The following is a 21981-nucleotide window of genomic DNA, read 5'->3' as shown; positions in this document are numbered from 1 at the left end:
CCCTCCGGGGCGCGCGGCGAGCAGCTCCCGCTGCGCCGCCCTCGTCGCCGAACAAGCACCCGTGAATCCGAACGCAATGCACCCTCTCCTCGCGTCCGGCGCCAGCGCCATCTCCGTCGACTTCGATCTGACGTTCCTGGCGCAGGTCGTCCTGTTCTCGACGTTCGTCGTCGTGCTCAAGCCGCTGCTGTTCGATCCGCTGCTCCGCGTCTTCGAGGAGCGCGAGCGGCGCACCGACGGCGCCAAGCGGGAGGCGCGCGAGATGGACGAGCGCGCGGGCGAGCTGCTCACCCGCTACGAGGCCGAGATCGAGAAGGTCCGGCGCGAGGCCGGGGTCGAGCGCGAGCGGCTCCGCGCCGAGACCGCGAAGATCGAGGCGCAGATCATGGCCGAGGCCCGCGCCGAGACGGCGCGCATCCTCGAGGACGGCAAGGCGAAGATCGCGGCCGAGGTCGCCCGCATGCGGGGCGAGCTCGCCGCCGCCCAGCCCGCGCTCGCGGCGGAGATCGCCGCCAGCATGCTCGGCCGCGAGGTGCGCCAGTGAAGAAGACGCTCCGCCGCTCATCGCTCGCGCTCGGCCTGGCCGCGGCGCTCACCGCGGGCACGGCGCTCGCGCAGCAGCCGGCCGCGCAGCCGCAGCCCGCCGCCCAGCCCGGGCTGCCGCCCGGGCACCCGCCCGTCGGCGCGCAGCCGGCGCAGCCCGGCGCGGCCCAGCCCGGCGCGGCCCAGCCGACGCCCCGCCCGCGCGAGGCGCAGCCCGGCCGGCCGCTCGGCCCGGGCGGGCGCCCGCTCGTCCCGGGCCACGGGCTCCGGCCGCAGCCGGGCATGCAGCGCGCGCGCACCGCGCCGCCGGAGACCACGGAGCACGCCTCGCACGGCGAGGAGCACTGCCCCGGCCACGGCCCGACCGATCCGCCGCCCCACGTCAACTGGTGGCACGGCCTCATCGGCGTGAACAACGAGGCGGCCGCGAAGGGCGGCATCAACGCGCTGCTCTGGCGCTACCACAACGAGCAGAACCCCTGCGATCCGAAGAACGAGCCGCCGCCGTTCCTCGCCTCGGTCCTCAACGTCAGCCTCCTCGCGTTCATCATCTACCGCTTCGGGCGGAAGCCGATCGCCGAGGCGCTGAAGAAGCGCAAGCAGACGATCACGCAGGAGCTCGACAACGCCTCGCGCCTCAAGGAGGAGGCCGAGACGCGGCTCGACGAGTACGAGGACAAGCTCACGCGGCTCGAGGAGACGCTCGCGGAGCTCAAGGCCGAGCACGCGGCGCAGGCCGAGCGCGAGAAGGCCCACGTGCTCGCCGAGGCGGAGCAGCGCCGCGTCCGGATGCGGCGCGACGCCGAGTTCCGCATCGAGCAGGAGCTCAAGGCGGCGCGCGTCCTGCTCCTCCAGGAGGCGGTGCAGAGCGCCGTGGCCGCGGCCGAGGAGCTGCTCCGGCAGCGCGTCGGCCGGGAGGACCTCGATCGGGCCAACGAAGAGTACCTGAAGGCCATCCCCGCGGCCGTCTCCGCCGGCGCGACCCGCCGCGGGGCCCAGACCACCGGAGCAGCGATATGAGCTACGAGGCCGTCGCCCGACGCTACGGGCGCGCGATCTTCGAGATCGGCAAGGAAACCGGCACCCTCGCGGCCCTCGCCAGGGAGATCGGGGACGCCAGCGCGACCTACGGGGCGAGCGAGGAGCTCCGCCTGGTCCTCGACAACCCGCTCATCCCCGAGGCGCAGCGCGAGGAGCTGCTCCGCGAGATCGGCGCCCGCGCCGGCTTCTCGGAGGTGACCAAGAACACGCTGCTGCTGCTCGCGCGCAGGCGGCGGCTCGCGGCGCTGCCCGAGATCTCCCGGCAGCTCGCGCTGCTCGTCGACCAGGAGCAGAACGTCGCCCGGGCCGTGGTCACGAGCGCGGGCCCGCTGACCAGCGATTACCTCGACCGCCTCCGGGCCGAGCTCGAGAGGGCGACGGGCCGGAAGATCTCGATCACCCACAAGCAGGATCCCTCGCTCATCGCGGGCGTGGTCACCCAGATCGACGATCAGGTGATCGACGGCAGCCTCCGGACCCGGCTGTCGGCGTTCCGTGACAACCTGCTCCGAACCTGAGGGGACGCGAACACGCACCCCTGTTTCCCACGAGGTCGGGGCTCGGCGTTCGCCGACCCCTTGACCTTGACGACGTTGACTCCGAAGCCCAAGCGTCTCCGGACAGAGGACTCCGCATGCAGCTCCGCGCCGAAGAGATCTCTCAGATCATCAAGAAGCAAATCCAGAACATCGACAAGGCCGCCCAGGTCACCGAGACGGGCACCGTGCTCACGGTGGGCGACGGCATCGCCCGCGTGCACGGCCTGAGCCGCGCCATGGCCGGCGAGCTCGTTGAGTTCACCGGCTCGGAGGGCGCCAGCCTGATGGGGCTCGTGCTGAACCTCGAGCAGGACAACGTGGGCGCCGCCATCTTCGGCGATACGAGCGTCATCAAGGAGGGCGACGCCGTGAAGCGCACCGGGCGCATCATGGAGGTGCCCGTCGGCGAGGCGACCCTCGGGCGCGTCGTCAACGCGCTCGGCATGCCGATCGACGGCAAGGGGCCGATCGAGGCGAAGGAGCGCCGCCGCGTCGAGGTGAAGGCGCCCGGCATCATCCAGCGCCAGCCGGTCACCGAGCCGATGCAGACCGGCATCAAGGCGATCGACGCGATGATCCCGGTCGGCCGCGGCCAGCGCGAGCTCATCATCGGCGACCGGCAGGTCGGCAAGACCGCCGTCGCGGTCGACGCGATCATCAACCAGAAGGGCAAGGGCGTCATCTGCGTCTACGTCGCGATCGGCCAGAAGCTGTCGACGGTGCGCCAGGTCGTGGACAAGCTCGATGCGCACGGCGCGCTCGAGTACACGATCATCGTCGCCGCGACGGCGAGCGAGACCGCGCCGCTCCAGTTCATCGCGCCGTACACGGGCGTGACCATCGGCGAGTACTTCCGCGACACCGGGCGCCACGCGCTGTGCATCTACGACGACCTGTCGAAGCAGGCGGTCGCGTACCGCCAGCTCTCGCTCCTGCTCCGCCGCCCGCCGGGCCGCGAGGCGTACCCGGGCGACGTCTTCTACCTCCACTCCCGGCTCCTCGAGCGCGCGGCGAAGATGGCCGACATCTTCTACGTCGTCACGAAGGGCACGAAGATCGAGGGCGGCGACCCGGCGTACCGCGGCGTCGACGGCAAGTCCCACGTCGGGGCGCACGGGATGCACTCGGCGAAGGACTCGCTCTGGAAGACGGTCGACGCGGCCCTCTTCGAGAAGCTCGAGCAAGCGCGCAAGGAAGAGAAGAAGGACGAGATCAAGAAGCTCGAGCAGCAGCTCTCGGACAAGGCGAAGGCGAGCGACTACGAGATCGTCCGCGATCCGAAGTCGGGCGGCTCGCTCACGGCGCTGCCGGTCATCGAGACGCAGGCCGGCGACGTGTCGGCGTACATCCCGACGAACGTCATCAGCATCACGGACGGGCAGATCTTCCTCGAGGCCGACCTCTTCTACTCCGGCGTCCGCCCGGCCATCAACGTCGGCATCTCGGTCAGCCGGGTCGGCGGCAACGCGCAGATCAAGGCGATGAAGTCGATCGCCGGCACGCTCCGCCTCGACCTCGCGCAGTACCGCGCCATGGCGGCGTTCTCGCAGTTCGCCTCGGACCTCGACGCGAAGACGCGCGCGCAGCTCGAGCGCGGCGCGCGCCTCACCGAGATCCTGAAGCAGGGCCAGTACGTGCCGCTCGCCGTCGAGAAGCAGATCCTCATCATCTACGCCGGCACGCAGGGGCTGCTCGACGACCTGCCGGTGAGCTCGCTCGCGCGCTTCGAGGACGAGCTCTACAAGTTCGTCGAGGGCAAGCACCCGCAGATCTTCGCGGACATCCGGGAGAAGAAGGCGCTCGACGACGACCTCAAGTCCCGGATGACGAAGGCGATCGAGGCCTACAAGAAGCGGTTCGTGGTGGACGCGCGCGGCGCCTCGACCGGGGCCGCCGCGGAGGCCGCGGGCGACGAGGACGAGGAGGCGCCGGCGCCCAAGGCGAAGTCGAAGAACGGGAAGAGCGCCTCGAAGGCCAAGGAAAAGTAGGCAGCCGTGCCCAGCCTCAAGGCCATTCGCAAGCGGATCTCGAGCGTCAAGTCGACGCAGAAGATCACCCGCGCCATGAAGATGGTCGCGGGCGCCAAGCTCAACAAGGCGCAGCAGCGCATCACCGAGCTCCGGCCCTACGCCGTGAAGGTGCAGGAGGTGCTCTGGCAGATCACGCGCGATGCGGTCGCGGCCTCCGCGGCGGAAGCGGCCGCGGCGGCGGGGACCGGGGCGGAAGGCGAGGCGGGCGCGCTCGCCGGGCGGGAGGGGGCGGCGCATCCGCTGCTCGTGACCCGCCCGGAGCGGCGCGTGCTGCTCCTCGTGCTGACGAGCGATCGCGGGCTCTGCGGCGCCTTCAACACGAACATCAACAAGCGCGCCGAGCGCGAGTGGAAGAGCCGGACCGAGGCCGGCCAGGAGGTCCAGCTCGCGATCATCGGCCGCAAGGGGCGCGACTACTTCAACCGCCGCAACGCGCCCATCCTCGAGTACCTGCCCGGCGTCTGGGACAAGCTCAGCCTGGAGACGGCGCAGGCGGTCGGCGCGAAGATCCTCGCCCCGTTCAACAAGGGCGAGATCGACGCGATCTACCTCGTTTACAACGAGTTCAAGAGCGCGATCACGCAGACCGTCGTCGTCGAAAAGCTCCTGCCTGCCGGCGGGGCGGCGCAGGAGCAGGCGGACGCGGGCGATCACGCCTCGCCCGGGGCGGCCGCGGAGTTCCTCTACGAGCCGGACAAGGGCGCGCTCCTGGAGCGGCTCGTCCCGATGTACGTGGACATCTCGATCCTGCGCGCGCTCTACGAGTCGATGGCCAGCGAGCTCGGCGCGAAGCTCACGGCGATGGACGCCGCGAACAAGAACGCCAAGGAGATGATCGACACCCTGACGCTCGAGTACAACAAGGCGCGTCAGGCGGCGATCACCAAGGAGCTCATGGAGATCATCGGCGGCAGCGAGGCGCTCAAGGAGTAGCGCCGCGCGTCCGCCGGGCCTGCCGGGCCCGGGACGGCTGCCTCGCGGCCGTCGCCGGCCTGCGGCCGGCTGGTCTCTCGGGGCGTCGCCCCGCCCTCTTCCGTCTCAGCAACCGCTCGTCGGCCCGGCAGCGCTGGTCGCTCCTCGCGGCCAGCACTGGCCGAACCGCCCGGGCGACCCCATGGTGTCGGTCCCGTGCTCCAGCCCATCAACCCCGATCATCCGGAGCCGCGCAAGATCGCGCGCGCAGTCGACCTGCTGAACAAGGGGGAGGTCATCGGCTACCCGACCGACACCGTGTACGGGCTCGGGTGCGACCTGATGAACAAGCAGGCGATCGAGCGCGTGTACCAGATCAAGGGGATGCGGCAGAACAAGAACCTCGCGTTCATCTGCCCCGATCTGAGCGACATCGCGCGCTACGCGATCGTCGAGAACCAGGCGTACCGGCTCCTCAAGCGCTACCTGCCGGGGCCGTACACGTTCATCCTGCCCGCGACGCGCGAGGTGCCGAAGTACGTGCACCTCAAGCAGAAGACGGTCGGCATCCGGGTGCCGAACCACCCGGTGGCGCTCGCGCTGGTCCGCGCGCTCGGGCGGCCGCTCATCAGCACCACCGCGGCGCCCCCGGGCGAGGACCCGATCATCGATCCGGGCGAGATCGACGATCGGTTCCCGGGGCTCGCGCTCGTGCTGGACGCCGGGACCGGCGGGTCGGTGCCGACCACGGTGATCGACCTGAGCCAGGGCGACGTGCAGATCGTCCGCGAGGGGGCGGGGCCGACGGACGAGCTCGTCTGAGGCGGAGCCTGGGGGCGCGCGGGGATCCGAGCGGATCGGCCCCCTGGGAGGGAGGCGTTCGCGCGGCACGGCGCGGGGGCCCCGCCGAACTCGCCTGGAACCTCATCCGTCCGGCGCGAGCGCCGGACGGATGAGGTTCCAGGCTCAGACATCGGCCCATCCCCCGCGCCGTGCCGCGCGAACGCCTCCCTCCCAGGGGGCCTGCGGTCTACGGGGAAGCCGGGCAGGGCGGCTGCAAACCTTGATGCAAGCGTTGAAACGGGCTTCTCGGTGGGCGAGTTGGCCATTTCAAGCCTTGAGATGGGTCACTGGGCGGCCGAGTTGGCCATTTCAAGCCTTGAGATGGGTCACTGGGCGGCCGAGCTGGCCATTTCAAGCCTTGAGATGGGTCACTGGGCGGCCGAGTTGGCCATTTCAAGCCTTGAAGGAGGCCGCTGCGCCTCTGGGCGGGGCCTTTCAAGGGCGTGGCTGCATCCGGCGCGGTCCGTGCGGCGTTGCCGGGCGCCCAAGGGCGAGGTTGCGTCCAAAGAGACGAGGCGCTGCGCACCGCTCCCGTCGCGCGGGAGCCGTGCGGCCTGAGCGAGCCGTCGGGCGCACCGGAGCAGCGCAGGTGCTCCGAAGGCGGCTCTGCTAAGGTCGAGCCGTGTCGCGCCGGGCTATCTGGGAGACCCTCTACAAGCGATTCGACCCCTTCCGTCCGGCGGACAACCCGGCGTGGCGGGCCGAGCGGGTGCGGAGCCCCGCGAACCGGATCGTCCAGCGCGTGGCCATGCCGTTCGGAGACACGCGGGCGCTCGTCACCGGCACGACCGGCACCGGGAAGTCGACCGAGCTCCTCCGCATCGCCGAGGCGCGCAGCGGCCAGGACTTCGTCATCGTGCTCGACCTGCACCGGCATTTCGCCGAGGTCGTCGGCGACGAGCAGGCCCTGCGCAACGTGGGCGCCTGGGAGGTCGTGTTCCTCGCGGGCCTGGCCCTGGTCCGGGCGGCCAGCGAGCTCCTCCCCTACCCCATCCCCCCCTCGTACGTCGCCGACCTCTCGGCCGCCTGGGAGAAGGTCGCGCGCGCGACCGAGACGCCCGGAGCGCAGGCCGTCGTGGACGCGGGCGCGCTGGCGAAGGCGATGGTCGTGCTGGCCTCGGCAGGCCTGCCGCTGCTCGGCGCGCCCGCCGCGGCCGCAGGAGCGGTCGGGCTCAAGGTGCTCGAGGCCGCGTCCGGCGCGCTCAAGTGGAACCTGCCCATCGGCCAGGCGGCACGGCGGAGGCGCGATCAGGACGCCGAGATGCAGACGCTGCTCCAGGCCGTCAACGTCCTCATCGGACACGTGCAATCGAAGGCGATGCGGATCCTGCTGCTCATCGACGGGCTGGACCGGATCGTCGAGCTCGATCGGGCGGAGGCGCTGTTCATCGAGTCGGAGATGATCGCGCAGCTCGAGTGCCGCGTGGTCGTGAGCGGCCCGTTCGCGCTGCGATCGAGCCCCGTGGCGAGCGCGATCCCGCGCTTCAACCTGATCCTGCCGCTCGTCAACGAGCCGGTCATGGATCACCGCGATCCGACGCAGCGCGGGCCTGGGCTCGATTTCTTCTGCGAGCTCTACGCGCGGCGCACCGCCGACCTGGGCGCGCCGGATCTCGTTCCTCGGCAGGAGCTGGAGCGGCTCGCCTACTACTCCGGCGGCAGGGCGCGCGATTTCGTGAAGCTGATCCGGGCGCTCGCCGAGCAGGCGTGGCTCGATGACGCGCCGAGCGCGACGCCGGCGCTCGTCGACGCGGTGCTCGACAGCATGCGCCGGCTGCTGGAGACCGGGCTCGATGAAGGCCATATTGAGGTGCTCGAGGCGGTGATGGCGAACTCGCGGCACCGCATCCCCTCCGACGGAAGGGCGCGGGAGCTCCTCACGTACGGCCACCTCCTGCCTTACCCGAACGAGTCCGAATGGTATTACCCCCACCCGCTCCTGACGATGCACCTGCTCCGGCCGACCGCGCGCTCCACGAGCGGCTCCGCCTGATCCTGCGGCTGGGCGAGGCGGGCGTCCTCGTCCTCGTCGACGGGGCGCGGCCCGAGCGGCTCGGGTCGCTCGTGCGGGCCCTCGCGGCGGAGGAGCCGGAGCTCCTGGTGCACGCGGACGCGACGCAGCTCGCCCGCGCTCCGAAGGGGGCAGCGGTCGTGCTCGTGCCGGACGCGGCGCAGGCGGGGTGGCTGAACCTGGAACGGCCGATCCTGGCGGAGCGGGCGCTCAGGGTGATCCTGTTCAGCGACGCGGCGACGTCGGCGGCGCTGGCGAGGAGAGCGCCCGATTTCTTCCACTGGATCTCCCATCGGCTGGAGTGTCCGCGAGGGCCGTGGCCGCCGGCGGTCTGGGCGATCCGGGCGGCGGACGAGCGGGGCTGGGGGATGTTCTGGGAAGAAGGAGATCTCGACGAGGCGTTCGCGGCGGCGCTGCCTTCGAGCACGCGGGTGCGCGTGTCCGCGGCGGCGCCCTATGCGGCGCTGGTCGAGGCGATCCGGGCGGCGGGCGACGCCTGGATCGAGGCATGCGAGGTCGACAGCTTCTTCGAGCTGCGCCGCCTGTGCTGGGCGCTCGTGGAGGCTGGGCGGCGAGCGCCGCTCGTGACCGAACGGGTCGTGGCGCGCGGTCGCGCTGTGGCGCCCGGCACCGGCGGGATCGGCCTGCTGGAGGTGGACTCGCGTCGGATGCCGCTCGCGCAGGCGATCCAGGAGCTCGAGGCCGCGGGGGCCGAGAGCGCCGGACGGCTCGCGGCGCTGCTGGATCTGGAGCGCGACGCGGTCGCGACGACCTTCCGGCTGCTCAAGGCGGGGCTCCCGCAGGCGCGGCTCGACGACGTCGCGCGCGCAGCAGGTGATCCCGTGAAGCGGCTGTGGCCGCTCTGCAGCGCGCATGGAGTCTCGCCGGCGGGAGGACCGGGGACGTTCCTGCTGCGCACGAACATCGCACCTCGCCGGGATCTCCATTTCCCATGCGAGGAGCTCGTCTCCGAGCGCCGCTGGATCGATGCCGCTCGCGGCGCCATCGCGTCGGGGGATCCGCTCGTGGCCGTTCACTGGGCACAGCGCGCGCTGGCAGAGGACCGCGGCAGCGTCGATGCCGCTCGCATGCTGGGTGTGGCGCTGGGCGAAGGAGGGCAGCTGGGCAGAGCCCGCGAGATCCTGCGCGGAACCGTCGCCCAGTACCAACCTGCCGAGAAGCGCGAGATCGAGGAGCACGGCGCGCTGATGGACGAGCTGGCCGGCGTGATCCAGTCGATGGCCCTCTCGGGAGCCCGCCCGCAGCTCGAAGACGCGCTGACGATCCTGGACGAGCGCGAGCCCCTCGCAGGAGACGCGAACATGCTTCGCTGGCTGGCCCAGATGCGCGTCGCCGCCGGTGATCTGACCGGCGCGCGCGAGCACCTGGAGCAGGCATCGTCGCTCCTCGTGAGCATGCACGGGACCGAGGAGCACCCGCGCGTCGCCGCCTCGCTGCGCGACCTCGCCCGCGTCCTCTTCGCGCAGGGCGAGGCGGCGCGCGCACGCGAGCTCCTGGAGCGGGCGCTCCGTATCGAGACGAAGGCCCACGGACACTGGCACCCGCGCATCGCCGCCTCGCTGCGCGACCTCGCGCGCGTCCTCCTCGCGCAGTCGGATTCGCAGGGAGCGCGCGAGCTCCTGGAGCGGGCGCTGGACATCCAGCTGCGGGTTTACGGGACGGAGGAGCACCCCGGCATCGCCGACTCGCTCCACCTGCTCGCCCGGGTCCTCTTCGCGCAAGGCGACCTGTCGAACGCGCATCAGCTGCTGGAGCGAGAGCTGCGCATCAGGACGAACGTCGAGGGGGCGGACACTCCGAAGGACATCAGCGCCTCGCTCGCGTCGCTGTCCATGGTGCTCCTGTCCCAGGGCAACCTCGCTGGGGCACGCGAGGCGCTCGAGCGCGCGGTCCCGTTGCTCGAGCGCGTTCACGGGACCGCCGAGCATCCCGAGGTGGCCGCCATGGAGGGGAACCTGGGCTCCGTGCTCCTCGCCTTGGGCGAAACGGAGCGCGGGATCGCGCTGCACCGTCGAGCCTACGAGACGCTGCGCGCTCAGCTCGGGTCCGATCATCCGTTGACGCGCGACATGGGGAGGCGGCTTCCGCGCGCGGTCGGCCAGGCCGACGCCGCGGAGCCCCACGCCGTCGAGGACGCCCATGGCACGCGGAAAGCACGCAACGCGCCGCGCGCGTGATGGCGCGATGAACCAGGGACGGACTTGGGGGACGCGGCGCTGGTTACTCGCCGCCCTTGAACAACCAGCCGAGGGCATCGCTCACGCGCGAGAAGCCCCGGATGCCTTGCCCTTCGAGCTCCCTGCACGCAGCGGTTCGCGGACCGAAATCCTTCGAGTTGCCGCTCACGAACGCCTTCCTCGGCTCGCTTTGCCGGGCGGCGTGCTCGACGATCGTACCGAGGACGATCGCGTCTCCGCGGGACATGTCGAGCGATCTCACATACCCGTGGGCACGCTTGACGGCGTCGTGGTTCTCCGGGATCAGCGCGACGTCGGAGGCGAAGATGGCCTCGATGAAGTGGTCAAACTCATAGGACAGCACGCCGATGAGGCGATCCTGCTCCTCGATGGCGTTCTCGAGCGCGGCGATGAGTCGCTTCGCCTCGCCGTGCTGTATCGACCTGACGTCATGCCGCCGCTTCTTGAGCTGCTGGTCCCGGAACTCGTTGGCGCTTCGCTCGATGGTCCGGAACCGCGCGATCGCTTCGGCGATGCAGAAAGCCGGAAGGTAGACCGAGAGCGCCGCGTGATCCGGACGCAAGCGCAAGAGGTCGGTAGCCTCCCACTCCTCGGCCTGTACACAGCTCAAAATCCAGTGCGTCTCGACGTAGAGGATCAAAAGTAATCTCCGAGCGCAACACGGGCCTCCCCCCCGTCGATGCGCGAGAGGAGACCGAGCTCGCGCAGGCGCTCTACGCCGGGCGGCCTCGGATAGTCGGGGATCGGGAACAAGAGGTTCCGGAACCAGGTGTCGACGATCCTCTGAAGGTACTGTCCTAGAACCTTTTCTTCTCCGATGCCGGAGGCATAGGCGTCCAGGAGCGCGCGGGTCGGCAGCTCGAGGATCGGCGGCGCATCCGGCGCCTCGGAGAGATCGAAGAGCTGGGCGGACTTCAGATCCACGAAGAGCGCGTAGTGGAAGCCTGCGGCGCGCGCCAGCTCCCGGAGCTCTTGGATCTCCCTCCGTCGATCCTGCGGCCTGCTCTTGATCTCGCCGGCGATGATCGGTGCGCCTTGGGCGTCGAACACCCGGACACTGAACTCGTCGACCTGCGCCCTGGGTGCCGTAGCGACCATGCGCGGAGCCTAGCACGCGGCGGTCAGCCCACCGCCCGAGCGCACGGAGAGCCGATCGCGACGGTCCACGGATCGTTCTCCCCGGGGCGCGACATTCCACCCCGTCGCCGAGCCAACAGCGGCGTCCCGGTCGCGCGCCCACGTCATGTGTCCTCGATCCCGGTCGACTCGGCCGCCCGCTCGCCGGGCACCTCGAGCAGGCTGTACGCGATCCCCTCCCGGTCGAGCCGCTCGCGCGCCGTCGCGAACGCGAGCTGGCTGCGGTCGCCGCCGACGAAGCGGCGGCCGAGCCGCGCCGCCGCGACGAGCGTGGTGCCGCTGCCGCACATGAGGTCCGCGACCGTCGCGCCAGGCGCGGACGATGCGCGGACGATGCGCTCCAGGAGCCGCTCCGGCTTCTGCGTGGGGTAGCCGGTGCCCTCGCGGCGCAGCGGGGTGTTGGCGACCATCCCGGGGATGTCGGTCCACACGCTCCCGAGCCGGCGACCCTCGTCGGCATAGTACCGGTACGCCTTCCCGCCGAGGACCCGCTCGCGGTAGAGCCGGCCGTCCTCGTCGCGGTGCTTGAAATGCATCGCGAGGCTCGTCTCGGCGAACGGCTCGCGGAGCATTGGATCCGCGGCGTTGTAGACCACCTGGCCGCGCTCGCTCGCCGCGCGGGCATAGAGGAGGATCGTCTGGTGCGTGACCGAGAACCCGCGCGCGCCACGGCCGCCGTTGCCCGGCGCCCAGATGATCTCGCCGAGGAACGCGCCGCGGCCGAAGAGGCGATCGCACGCGACCTTCGCGTCGTGGACCGCGCGGTGATCGAGGTGCAAGTAGAGCGTCGCGCCCTCGGACATGCGATCGCGGATGGCCTCGAGGCGCGGGGCGAGCGTCGCGACGAGCGCCTCGGCGCCGGCGCGATCGTCGTAGGCGTCCGGGCCGCTCTCCGGCCGGCGACGCCCGCGCGCCTGCCCGCGCGCCGCCCGCGCAGCCATCGTCGTGCCGACGCCGAAGGGAGGGTCGAGGTAGACGAGATCGAACCGCACGTCGGCAGGGAGCGCCGCGCAGACGTCGGCCGCGTCGCCCAGGGCGAGGAGGTGGCTCACAGCGCGCTGTCGGGGGCGGCCACGCGGGAGCCCGCAGCGGCGCCCCCGGGCAGGAGGTCGTCGAGGATCGCGGCGGCGAGGTCGACGTCCGGCGGCGGGACGAGCTGCGGGACCGCAGGCAGCCACGGCCAGTACGGGCCGCCGCCGAGACAGCCGGAGAGGAACGCGTCCGGCGTGCACGCGACGCGGAGGTGGAGGTGATCGGCGTGCGCCGTGCTGTCGCCCGGCTGGAGCAGCACGCTCTCGGCGACCCAGACGAGCTCCGGGTCCTCGCCGAGCGCGCGGGCGTACTCGATGATCAGCGCCTCGAGCCAGCGGGCCACGAAGAGCCACTGGACGTGCGCGTCGGGCGAGCGGACGAGCGACTTCACGAGCAGCCACTCGCGCTCGACGTCGAGGCGGACGTACTCGTCCGCGCCGGATGACCCGGGAGCCGCGCCGCCGGCGATCCGCGCGAGCCCGTCCGGCCCGAAGTCGATGAAGCCAGGCGAGCGCACCGGGCGGCCGTCCGGGGTGAGCGCGTACAGCAAGAGGTCCGCGTCGCGCCCGGTGCGGTGCGACCGGTGCCCGCGGGCGGCGCCGCCGTAGCGCGCGGAGAGATCGCCGACGAGGAGCGGCTCGCCGCCCGGCCGCGCCCGCGCCACCTCGGCGGCGGCGCGCTGGACGGCGGCGACCAGCCCGGCCGTCCCCCACCGGACGCCGTTGCTGCGGAGCAGCCGGTAGCCCTCGCCCTGCCTCGGGAGCTCGACGGCGTCGGTGATGACGCCGTGGTGCGGCACGCCGATGGAGCCGCGGAGCGCAGGGGCGAGCGGCGTGGGAGACGCGCCGACGCAGGCCGCGCAAGAGAGCGCGACGAGCGCCAGCAGGAACAGGGTGAGGAGGGCACGGCTTCGCATGACGAGACGACGATCGGGCGCGCCGCCGGCCCCCGCCGCGCCGGCCCGCGCTTGCGGCCCGCGGCGACGCCCCGGCGTCGCTCCTGCCGCGATACCCTCGCCGGCGCCGGAGGGAAAGTTCTCGAGGACGCGGCCCCGCCCGCCGCGCCCGCGCACTCCGGGCCGGCAGCAGGGGCGGCGCCGGTCCCGCGCCGCAGCAGGGGCGGCGCCGGACCCGCGCCGCAGCAGGGGCGGCGCCGGTCCGGCGCGCGCCGCAGCAGGGGCGGCGCCGGTCCGGCGCGCGCCCCCTGCCCTCACGCCGCGATCAGCGCTAACACCCACCGCCCATGGAGCCCAACCACCGCGCCCCCCAGGGGAACACGAGCGCGGATCGACGCCCGCCCACGCAGGATCGACGCCCGCCCACGCCGACGGGGGATCGGCGGCCGGACGCGGAGGAAGAGCCCGAGGGCGTCGCCTGGAAAGGGGCGCTCGCCGTCGCGCTCGTCGTCGGTGGCCTCGTCGTGTGGCGCGCCTGCTCCACCCCGGATCCCGCCGCGAGCGACGCCGCCGCGAGGCCCGGCGCGAGCGCCGCGGCGCCCGCGGCGAGCGATCCGGCCGACCCCGCGGCGGCGCCGCAGCCGCCTTCGCCGCGCTGCGCGGCCGCGGGCGCGGCGCCGTTCGTCATCGGCGACGCGCCGCCGGCCCCGCGCGCGCCCGACGGCGCGGGGGGCGGCGAGGCGGAGGGCGCCGAGGACCTCGCGCCGTTCGCCGTCGAGGTCGGCCGCGGGACGACGTTCTCCGGCGGGTTCGCCGTGGGCGCGCAGCGGGAGGCGGAGGGCGGGACCGTCGCGATGGTGGCCACGCTGTCGGCCGACGGCGCGCAGGGGAAGCTCGTCCGGCTCGCGCGATCGCGCGGCGACATGGATCCGCCGGTCGTCACCGGCGCGGGCAGCGCGATCCTCGCCGCGATGCTCGAGCCGAACGCCGGCGGGCGCGCCATCAAGGTCGCCAGGATCGAAGGGGAGCACGTCACCTGGGGGGCCGAGCTCGCCGAGGGGCGCGACGAGTCGCTCGCGCTCGACATCGCGGCGTCCGGCGAGCGCGCGGTCATCGTCTGGGACGACGTGACCCGCGACGGCAAGCGGTCGCGGATCATGCTCGCCTCCGCCGACGTGGGCACGCTGCGCTCGGTCACCTCGGCCCGCCCCGTCTCGCAGCCGAGCACCGACGCCGAGATGCCGCGCGTGATCGGCCGGCCCGGCGGCTACTGGCTCGCGTACGTCGCGCGCGCCGAGGAGCCGGCGCGAAAGGCCGCGGAGAAGCCGACCGACGGCAACGAGGACACCGAGGCGGCGGGCGAGACGATCACCCACCAGTGGCTCGAGGTGGTGCCGCTCGACGAGGCCGGCGCGCTCACGTCCACGCCGCGCGCGATCACGCCCAAGGACGGGCACGTGCTCGCGTACGACCTGACGCTCGCCGGCGACGACGGCCTCCTCCTGGCCTTCCGCGACGACGACACCCCGAGCGGCTCGATCGGCGGGCGCATCAGCGCCGTGCTGGCGCGGCTCGGCGGCGCCAGCGAGCCGCGCGTGCTCGTCGGCGGCGATCGCGAGCAGGACGCCCCGCCGGAGGCGGCGCTGGGCGTGGGCGCCGGGGTCCCGGCGCTCCTCCCCGGCGTCCGGGGGCAGGGCGACGGCGCCGCCGCGTGGCTCGCGATCGCGAACGCCTCGGGGCCGACGCAGCTCGCGGCGCTCACCGCGCGGGGCGAGCTCGCCGGCGGGCTGCACGCGGAGCCGGCGCTCGGGCGCGGCGAGCCCATCGCGGCCTCCCAGGAGGCGCTGCTCGTGGCGCACCCGGCCGGAAAGGCGATGAAGCTCGGCCTGCTGCGCTGCGGCTTGACAGCCCCATCCAACAAGTAAACCCGCGCCGGATCGGGGAGCGCGCCGGCGCTCGAAAGAGGAGCGCGCGCGGCTCGCGCAGGCACCTGGACTGTGGATTGAGGGCGCGCGGATGTGTAGCATCCGCGACGGTGGCCCACGGGGACGATCCGCAAGAGGGAGCGTCGCGCCGGCCTGGCTTGCCCAGCTTGCCCGGAATGCCGGACCAAGCTGGCTGGGAAGCCAACGCCGACAACGCTCAAATGACGCGCGCGAGCGCGCAACCTTTGTCCGGCGCGAAGACGCTGCTCGTCGGCACAGGCACGCCGAAGCTCGGCGCGCTGCCGAACGCGAACGCGCCGCCGGGCGGTGAGCCGTCGCCGGGCGCGAGCGCGCCGGCAACGGCGACGCCGCTGCCGAACGCCAGCGCGCCCGCGACGGCGACGCCGCTGCCGAACGCCAGCGCGCCCGCGACGGCGACGCCGCTGCCGAGCGCGAACGCGCCCGCGACGGCGACCCCGCTGCCGAACGCCAGCGCGCCCGCGACGGCGACGCCGCTGCCGAACGCCAGCGCGCCCGCGACGGCGACGCCGCTGCCGAACGCCAGCGCTCCCGCGACGGCGACCCCGCTGCCGAGCGCCAGCGCGCCGGCGACGGCGACCCCGCTGCCGAACGCCAGCGCGCCCGCGACCGCGAGCCCGCTGCCGAACGCGGGCGCGGGCGCGCTGCCGCCGCCGAACCCGCTGCCGCCGCCGAGCGTGCCGCCGCCGGGACCGAACCGGACGCCGGTCCCGAGCGCGCCCCCGCCCGTACCGAGCCGGCCGCCGCCGCTGATCCGCCGCAAGGACGGCAGCGTCGCGACCGGGCCGCTGCCGCCGCCGCTGGCGCCGCCGTCGAGGCCACCGCCGCCGCTGCCGAGCAGCGCCCCCAAGGCGCCGGCGTCGGCGCCGGGCTCCACCCGGACCGGCGCTCCGCCGCCCGCGCCGCGCGGCGACGTGCCGCCGCCGGCCCGCGTGCCGCGCGTCCCGGGCCAGCGGCCGCCGAGCCCGAACCGCCCCCCCGGCAAACCGGCGCCGGGCTCGCAGCCGGGCGCGCCCACCCAGACGTCGCCGGCGACCGTCAACTTCGACGCGAGCACGACGCCGATGCCCATCTCGGTCGACCCGACCGCGACGCCGATGCCCATCTCGGTCGAGCCGAGCTCGTCGCCGACGCCCATCTCGGTCGAGTCGATCGAGCCGATCGCGGTGCTCGAGCCCGCGCCCGACTCGGCCGCCGCGCCGGCGCCCCCGGCTGCACCCGCGCCGGCCGCGCCGGCCGCGCCGTCGGCTGCGTCCGCGCCGTCGGCTGCGTCCGCGCCGGCCGCGCCGGCCGCGCCCCCCGCTGCGTCCGCTCCAGCCGCCGCGTTCGCGCCGGCCGCCCCGCCCGCGCAGGCCATCCCGCCCGCGACTGCGTCCGCGCCGGCCGCCGCGCCCACGCCCCCCGCCCCGCCCGTCCAGCCGTCTCCGGCGACGGCGCGCTCGGCCGCCAGCCCGCCGGCCCCCGCGACGCCGCGCTCGGCCGCGAGCGCGCCCACGCCGGCCCCGCAGAGCCCTCAGGCCGCGCACATCGCCGCGCCGGACCCCGTCGCGGAGCTCCAGCAGCGCGCCGAGCGGCTCAAGGCCAGCGATCCGGTCGGCGCGGCGCGCGCCCTCGTGGAGCTCGGCATCCACGAGGAGCGGGTGCTCAGGGACACCGCCGCCGCGCGCCGCTCCTACGAGCAGGCGCGGCAGCTGTCCCGCACGCTCGAGCCCGCGGTCTCGCGCGTCCATCGCCTGCTCAACGCGCGCACCGAGCTCGCCTTCGCGCTCGAGGTCGTCGAGGACAAGCTCCGCGTCGCGGACACCGACGCCCTCCGGGCCGACCTCCTCGCCGAGCGGGCGCGCCTGCTCCAGGCGCTCGGTCGCACGTCGGAGAGCTGCGACGCCTTCACCGAGGCGCTGCGGCTCGTCCCGCTCCACGCCGCGTCGCTGCGCGGGCTGGAGATCGCCCTCCGCCGCGAGAGCGCGCGCGGCTCCGAGCAGGCCGGAAAGGACCTCGCGGCGCACCTCGATCGCCTCGCCGAAGCCTACGCCCCCGGGCGCGGGCGGCCGGACGGCGACGCCCAGCTCACCGCCTGGGTCCACGTCGAGCGCGCCGCCGTCCTCGATCGGAAGCTCCACAAACCGGAGCTCGCCCTCGCGTCCCTCGAGGGCGCGATCGCATTCGATCCCGGGCCCGGCCCCGTGCGGGAGGCGCTCCGCCGCCACCTCGTGCACCACGACGGCATCGTCGGCCTCGTCAGCGCGCTCTCCATGGAGGCCGAGCACGAGCGCGACGACGAGCGCGCGTCGCGGCTGCTCTACACGGCGGCGCGGCTGCTCATCGACAAGATCCGCTCCCCCGCCGACGCGGTGCCCCTCCTGACGCGCGCCTCCTTGCGGGCCCCGTCCGGCTCGCCGACGGCGCGGCGCGTGGTCAGCGAGCTGATCCGCCTGCTCGAGGCGAGCGGCGCGCTCGAGCTCGCCGCCAGCGTGCGCCAGAAGGAGCTCGCGCTCCTCACCGACAACGAGGCGATCGTCCACGAGCACGTCCGCCTCGCGGAGCTCTACGACACCCTCGGCAACGCGGAGCAGGCCGCCCTCCACGCGACGCGCGCGCTCGCGCTCGACCCCGAGGACAGCTCGACGCGGGAGCGGCTCGACCGCGCCCTCCAGCGCCTCGGCCACCACGCCGAGCGCGTCGAGGTGTGGACCGCCGTCGCCAACGCGGACCGGCCCACGCACGTCCGCGTCGCGGCGCTCCTCCGCGCCGCCGACATCTCCGAGCACCACCTGAAGCGGCGCGACGAGGCGCTCGCCATCCTGCGCGCCGCGTGGGCGATCGACCCGGGCAACGGCTCCGTCTTCGACGCGCTCTCGGCGCTGCTCGCGCCGGATCCGCTCGCCGTCGAGGAGGATCCGCGCGGCGTGCAGGCGCGGCTCGACCTCTACACGCAGGCCGCCAGCGCGACGGACGACCCCGCGCGCAAGATCGGGCTGCTCGAGAAGCTCGTCTCCATCTGGGAGGACGAGCTCGCCCAGCCCGCCCGCGCCATCGAGGAGATCGAGAAGATCCTCGAGATCGACCCGGAGCGGCGCGCCGCGATCCTCGCGCTGCAGCGCAACGCCATGCGCGCGGGCGACGCGCAGCGGCTCGCGCGGGCGCTCTGCGCCGAGGCCAACCTCACGGGCAGCCCGGTCCAGCAGCGCCGGCTCCTCCTGCGCGCCGCCGAGGTCACCGAGCTCAAGCTCGGCGACCGCGATCGGGCCTCGTCGCTCGTCGACCGCGCGCTCGCGATCGATCCGGCCGATCCGGACGCGCTCCGCGCGCGCTTCCGCCTCGACGAGCGCGCCGGCCGGTACGAGGAGGCGCGGCGCGCGCTGGTCAAGCTCATCCAGCGCGACCCCGCGGCAGACGCGGCGTTCAGCCTCTGGATCGAGGTCGCGTCGCTCGACGAGCGGCGCCTCAAGCGGCCGCACAGCGCCGTCGAGTCGTACCGGGAGGCGGCGCGGAAGCGGCCGTCGCACCCGCTGCCCCGGATCGAGATCGCGCGGCTCCTCCGCGAGACCGGCAACTACGAGAAGCTCGTCGAGGTGCTGAGCTCGCTCGCCGACGAGGCGCAGCGGCCCGACGACCACGCCCGGCTGCTCTTCCAGGCGGCCGAGGTGCAGGAGCTCGCGCTCGGCCGCGATCAGGACGCGCTGCGCCTGCTCGCCCGCGCCGACGCCGCGCTCGCCGGGAGCCAGCCCGATCCGGCGATCCTCGACGCCATGGAGCGCATCTACGTGCGCGCCGGGGGCGCCGGCTTCGGCGTGGGCATCGGCGCGCCCGCCGCGCACCGGCCGACGACCGGCGCGCGCGCGCCCAGCCTGCCGGGGATGTCCCACTCCATGATCGCGAGCGAGCTCGCGGGGCTCTACGCGCGCTGGCTCGAGCGCAAGCCGCCGGCGCTCGTCGATCACGCGCTCCGGATCTCCCTCGCGCTGGTCCTCGCGGAGAACAGCCCGCGCCAGGCCATCGAGATCCTGGAGGGGCTCGTCGCCGTCGTGCCGAACCACGTCCCCGCGCTCCGCATGCTGGAGCAGCTCTACCGGCTGCTCGAGGCGCCGACGTCGCTCGCGACCGTCCTCCGCGCCGAGGCCGAGGTGTTCACCTCCGCGTCGGCGCGCGGCGGCGCGCTCTGGGAGCTCGCGTCGCTCGAGGAGCAGCTCGGGCCGGGCGCCGCGCTCGAGGCGCTCGCGCGCATCGTCAAGGAGGCGCCGCGCGACGCGGCCGCGCACCTGTCGATCCTCCGCATCGCCGGCAAGAACGGCCCGTCCGATCCGGCCGGGGCGCGGGTCGAGGCCCTCTTCGCCAGCGCCATCCGCGACAGCCGGGAGCTGACCGCCGATCCCACCGCCCGCGCGCTCTACTTCATCGAGGAGGCGCTCCTCGCGGAGGCGCAGGCCGACGCGGACCCCGCCGCCGCGCGCGCCGCGCTCGCCGGCTTCCAGAGCGCCCTCGCGCTCTGGCCGGAGAGCCTCCTCGCGGCCCGCGGGCTCGACCGGCTCGCGCAGCGCCTCGGCGATCGCGCGAGCGTCATCGCCGCGCAGCTCGCGCTCGCCGAGCTCGTCCTCGGCGAGCCCGCGCGGGCGATGCACCTCGTGCGCGCGGCGGAGCTCACCGCCGAGGAGACGTCCCCCGAGGGCGCCGCGCGCGCGCTCGAGCTGTACGAGAGCGCGCTCCGCGCGGACCCGGGCTGCGTCGCCGCGGCGCGCGCGCTGGCCCAGCGGCTCGCGGGCGACCCCCAGCGGCTCACCGACCGCCTCGGCGAGGCGCTCGGCAAGGCCACGAGCCGCGAGGCGATCTCGCTGCTCGGCACCGAGATCGCCCGGTCGGTGCTGCAGCACCACGGGCGCCCGGGCGCGATCGACCCGGGCGTGGGCATCGCGGCCGTCCGGCGCGTCATCGCGACGATCCCGAACGACGCGTCGGCGCAGCTCCTCCTCGCCCGGCTGCTCACCGCGCAGCGCGTCTGGCTGGAGGCGCGCGACGCCCTGAAGCGCGCCGTGGGCGCGGCGGCCGACGCCGAGACGAAGATCGCGGCGCAGTTCCTGATCGCCGATCTGTACGAGGGGCCGCTCGCGAACCCGGCGCTCGCCCAGGACGCGCTCCAGGCGGTCCTGTCGATCGACGCGCAGAACCGGCCCGCGCTGGAGCGGCTGCACAAGCTCGGCGTCGCGCGCGGCGATCACGCGCTCGCGCTGCGCGCGCTCGGGCGCCTCGTCGAGCTCTCGACCGACCCGGGCGCGCGCGTCGAGGCCGCCCTGCGCCTCGCCGACGCCTACCGCGACGCCGGCGACAACGCGGGCATGGTCCGCACGCTCTGCGAGGCGATCGTGAGCTCGCCGAGCAGCGACACGCGCGGGTGGACGGCGCTCGCCCGCCTCTACCGCGTCGACACGAGCGAGGGCGCGGCGGCGTACGCCAAGGCGCTCGCGCAGCTGATCGAGCTCGCCGGCGCCCGCCGGGTCTCGCCCGATCCGCGCTGGCTGACGACGCTCGGCCTGCTCGAGTCGACCCTGCTCATCCGGCCGCGCGACGGGCTCGCGCACCTCCAGCAGGCGGTCGCCCTCCCGGGCGCCCCGCCGGAGTCGCGCACCGCCCTCGGCCGCGGCCTCGAGGCCGCGGGGCGCAACACGGAGGCGGTCCAGGTGCTGCGGGACGTCCTCACGTCCGACGCGGAGGTCTTGACCCGGCTCCCGGATCTCGGCCCCGCGCTCGCCGCGCTCGAGGCCGCGCTCGCCAAGGACGGGCGCGCCGAGGAGCGGGTCACCGTGGAGGAGGTGCGCGCCTGCCTCGGCGAGGTGTCGCCCGACCGCATGGCCCGGCTCAGGGGCAGGCGCGTCCCCTCGGAGGCGCCGTACGCCGGGGCGTTCGCCGGCCCCGAGATCGGCCGGCTGCTCCTGCCGGAGGCCCGGAGCCCGTGGATCGACGTGGCGCTCGCGATCGCGCCGATCGCCGCCAAGGCGATCCGCTTCGAGCTGAGCAACCTCGGCATCAGCTCGCGCGAGCGGGTCAGCCCGCGCGACAACCACCCGACGCGGCAGCTCGCCGAGCGGGTCGGCCGCGCGCTCGGCATCGAGGCGTTCGAGCTCTACCTCGTCCCGTCGTGGCAGGGCGCCGCCCGCGTCTTCCCGGGCGATCCCCCCGCCATCGTCGCGCCGACGTCGTTCACCGAGCTGCCGGAGCTGGAGCAGACCTTCGCGCTCGCGCGCCTGTTCGCGCGGGTCGCGGTCGGCTTCACGTTCCTCGACGAGATCCCGGCCGAGGCCACCGACGGCCTGCTGCTCGCGTCGCTCCGCACGATCGACCCCGGCTTCGGCTCGGGCGCCGTCTCGCCCGCGCGCGAGCACGCCACCCAGCAGATGCTCCCCGGCGTGCAGCGGGCGATCGGCCGCCGGCAGCGCAAGATGCTCGAGGAGGTCGCGTCGACCGTCAACGTGTCCTACGACGCGCGCGCGTTCGTCATCGGCCTGCGCCGGAGCGAGTACCGCATCGGTTACCTGCTCTCCGGCGACGCGCTCGCCGCGATCGACTATCTCCGCCGCTACGATCGCGACATCGCCCGCTCGACCGAGGAGCCGCGCCTGCTCCTGCAGCACCCGGTCGCGAACGAGCTCCTGCGCTACGCGCTCTCGGCCGAGGCTTACGCCGAGCGCCGCCGCGCGGGCTCGGTGTGGCCGGCCGTCTAGACCTCACCACCTCATCTCCGACGACAGCGGCGCACACGGGCGCTGCGCCCCTCTCGAACAAGCCCGCTGCGTCTCTCGCGTATTTGTCCGACGTGAGCGGCG

General features: G+C 74.2%; 15 protein-coding genes. 10 read left to right on the top strand and 5 right to left on the bottom strand.

Going from position 1 to position 21981, the window contains the following annotated elements:
- Window positions 1-61 precede the first annotated feature (61 nt).
- The 8 genes from WME98_RS23350 to WME98_RS23315 all read left to right on the top strand — a co-directional run bounded on the left by WME98_RS23350 (window position 62) and on the right by WME98_RS23315 (window position 10117).
- On the top strand, window positions 62-544 hold the full coding sequence (locus tag WME98_RS23350) for an ATP synthase F0 subunit B (RefSeq protein ID WP_236644363.1): 483 nt from the start codon (window positions 62-64) through the stop codon (window positions 542-544).
- A complete protein-coding gene (locus tag WME98_RS23345) occupies window positions 541-1563 on the top strand; it encodes a F0F1 ATP synthase subunit B family protein (RefSeq protein WP_437953267.1) in 1023 nt (340 codons plus the stop codon). Before WME98_RS23350 ends, WME98_RS23345 begins: the two co-directional genes overlap by 4 nt.
- The gene (gene atpH / locus WME98_RS23340) at window positions 1560-2102 is read left to right on the top strand and encodes an ATP synthase F1 subunit delta (RefSeq protein ID WP_061625195.1); all 543 of its coding nucleotides are present in this window, start codon (window positions 1560-1562) and stop codon (window positions 2100-2102) included. Before WME98_RS23345 ends, atpH begins: the two co-directional genes overlap by 4 nt.
- Before the next feature lie 116 nt (window positions 2103-2218).
- A complete protein-coding gene (gene atpA, locus WME98_RS23335) occupies window positions 2219-4111 on the top strand; it encodes a F0F1 ATP synthase subunit alpha (protein ID WP_437953266.1) in 1893 nt (630 codons plus the stop codon).
- Window positions 4112-4117: 6 nt separating this feature from the next.
- Window positions 4118-5086 carry an ATP synthase F1 subunit gamma gene (gene atpG / locus WME98_RS23330; protein ID WP_437953265.1) on the top strand — a complete coding sequence of 323 codons (969 nt, stop codon included), beginning with the start codon at window positions 4118-4120 and terminating at the stop codon, window positions 5084-5086.
- 195 nt (window positions 5087-5281) lie between these two features.
- Window positions 5282-5887, top strand: a complete 606-nt coding sequence (locus tag WME98_RS23325) for an L-threonylcarbamoyladenylate synthase (RefSeq protein ID WP_437953264.1) — start codon at window positions 5282-5284, stop codon at window positions 5885-5887.
- Window positions 5888-6530: 643 nt separating this feature from the next.
- Window positions 6531-7901, top strand: a complete 1371-nt coding sequence (locus WME98_RS23320; protein WP_437953263.1) for a hypothetical protein — start codon at window positions 6531-6533, stop codon at window positions 7899-7901.
- Window positions 7826-10117, top strand: coding sequence for a tetratricopeptide repeat protein (locus WME98_RS23315; RefSeq protein WP_437953262.1), 2292 nt, complete (start codon window positions 7826-7828; stop codon window positions 10115-10117). Before WME98_RS23320 ends, WME98_RS23315 begins: the two co-directional genes overlap by 76 nt.
- 43 nt (window positions 10118-10160) lie before the next feature.
- On the opposite strand, the gene WME98_RS23310 is transcribed toward WME98_RS23315, so the two are convergent.
- The 4 genes from WME98_RS23310 to WME98_RS23295 form a co-directional block, all read right to left on the bottom strand.
- A complete protein-coding gene (locus WME98_RS23310) occupies window positions 10161-10778 on the bottom strand; it encodes a hypothetical protein (RefSeq protein WP_437953261.1) in 618 nt (205 codons plus the stop codon).
- Window positions 10775-11236, bottom strand: a complete 462-nt coding sequence (locus tag WME98_RS23305) for a hypothetical protein (protein ID WP_437937946.1) — start codon at window positions 11234-11236, stop codon at window positions 10775-10777. Before WME98_RS23305 ends, WME98_RS23310 begins: the two co-directional genes overlap by 4 nt.
- Before the next feature lie 143 nt (window positions 11237-11379).
- Entirely contained in the window at window positions 11380-12327 is a 948-nt protein-coding gene (locus WME98_RS23300) for a DNA-methyltransferase (RefSeq protein ID WP_437953260.1), read from the bottom strand.
- Window positions 12324-13223 (bottom strand): penicillin-insensitive murein endopeptidase, encoded by a 900-nt coding sequence (locus WME98_RS23295; protein WP_437953259.1) that lies wholly within the window; start codon window positions 13221-13223, stop codon window positions 12324-12326. Before WME98_RS23295 ends, WME98_RS23300 begins: the two co-directional genes overlap by 4 nt.
- A gap of 326 nt (window positions 13224-13549) precedes the next feature.
- On the opposite strand from WME98_RS23295, the gene WME98_RS23290 reads away from it, so the two are divergent.
- Window positions 13550-15127, top strand: a complete 1578-nt coding sequence (locus WME98_RS23290; protein WP_437953258.1) for a hypothetical protein — start codon at window positions 13550-13552, stop codon at window positions 15125-15127.
- Window positions 15128-15344: 217 nt separating this feature from the next.
- Here WME98_RS23290 and WME98_RS23285 read toward each other — a convergent pair whose 3' ends face one another.
- A complete protein-coding gene (locus WME98_RS23285) occupies window positions 15345-16304 on the bottom strand; it encodes a hypothetical protein (RefSeq protein WP_437953257.1) in 960 nt (319 codons plus the stop codon).
- Here WME98_RS23285 and WME98_RS23280 point away from each other — a divergent pair.
- On the top strand, window positions 16264-21879 hold the full coding sequence (locus WME98_RS23280; RefSeq protein ID WP_437953256.1) for a cellulose synthase: 5616 nt from the start codon (window positions 16264-16266) through the stop codon (window positions 21877-21879). The genes WME98_RS23285 and WME98_RS23280 overlap by 41 nt on opposite strands.
- The last annotated feature ends 102 nt before the right edge of the window (window positions 21880-21981 follow it).

The organism is Sorangium sp. So ce296, assembly GCF_051529605.1.
In the GTDB taxonomy this organism is placed as follows: domain Bacteria; phylum Myxococcota_A; class Polyangia; order Polyangiales; family Polyangiaceae; genus Sorangium; species Sorangium cellulosum_D.
The sequence above is the reverse complement of the archived record's forward strand: the minus strand, read 5'-3'. Positions and strand labels throughout refer to the sequence as shown.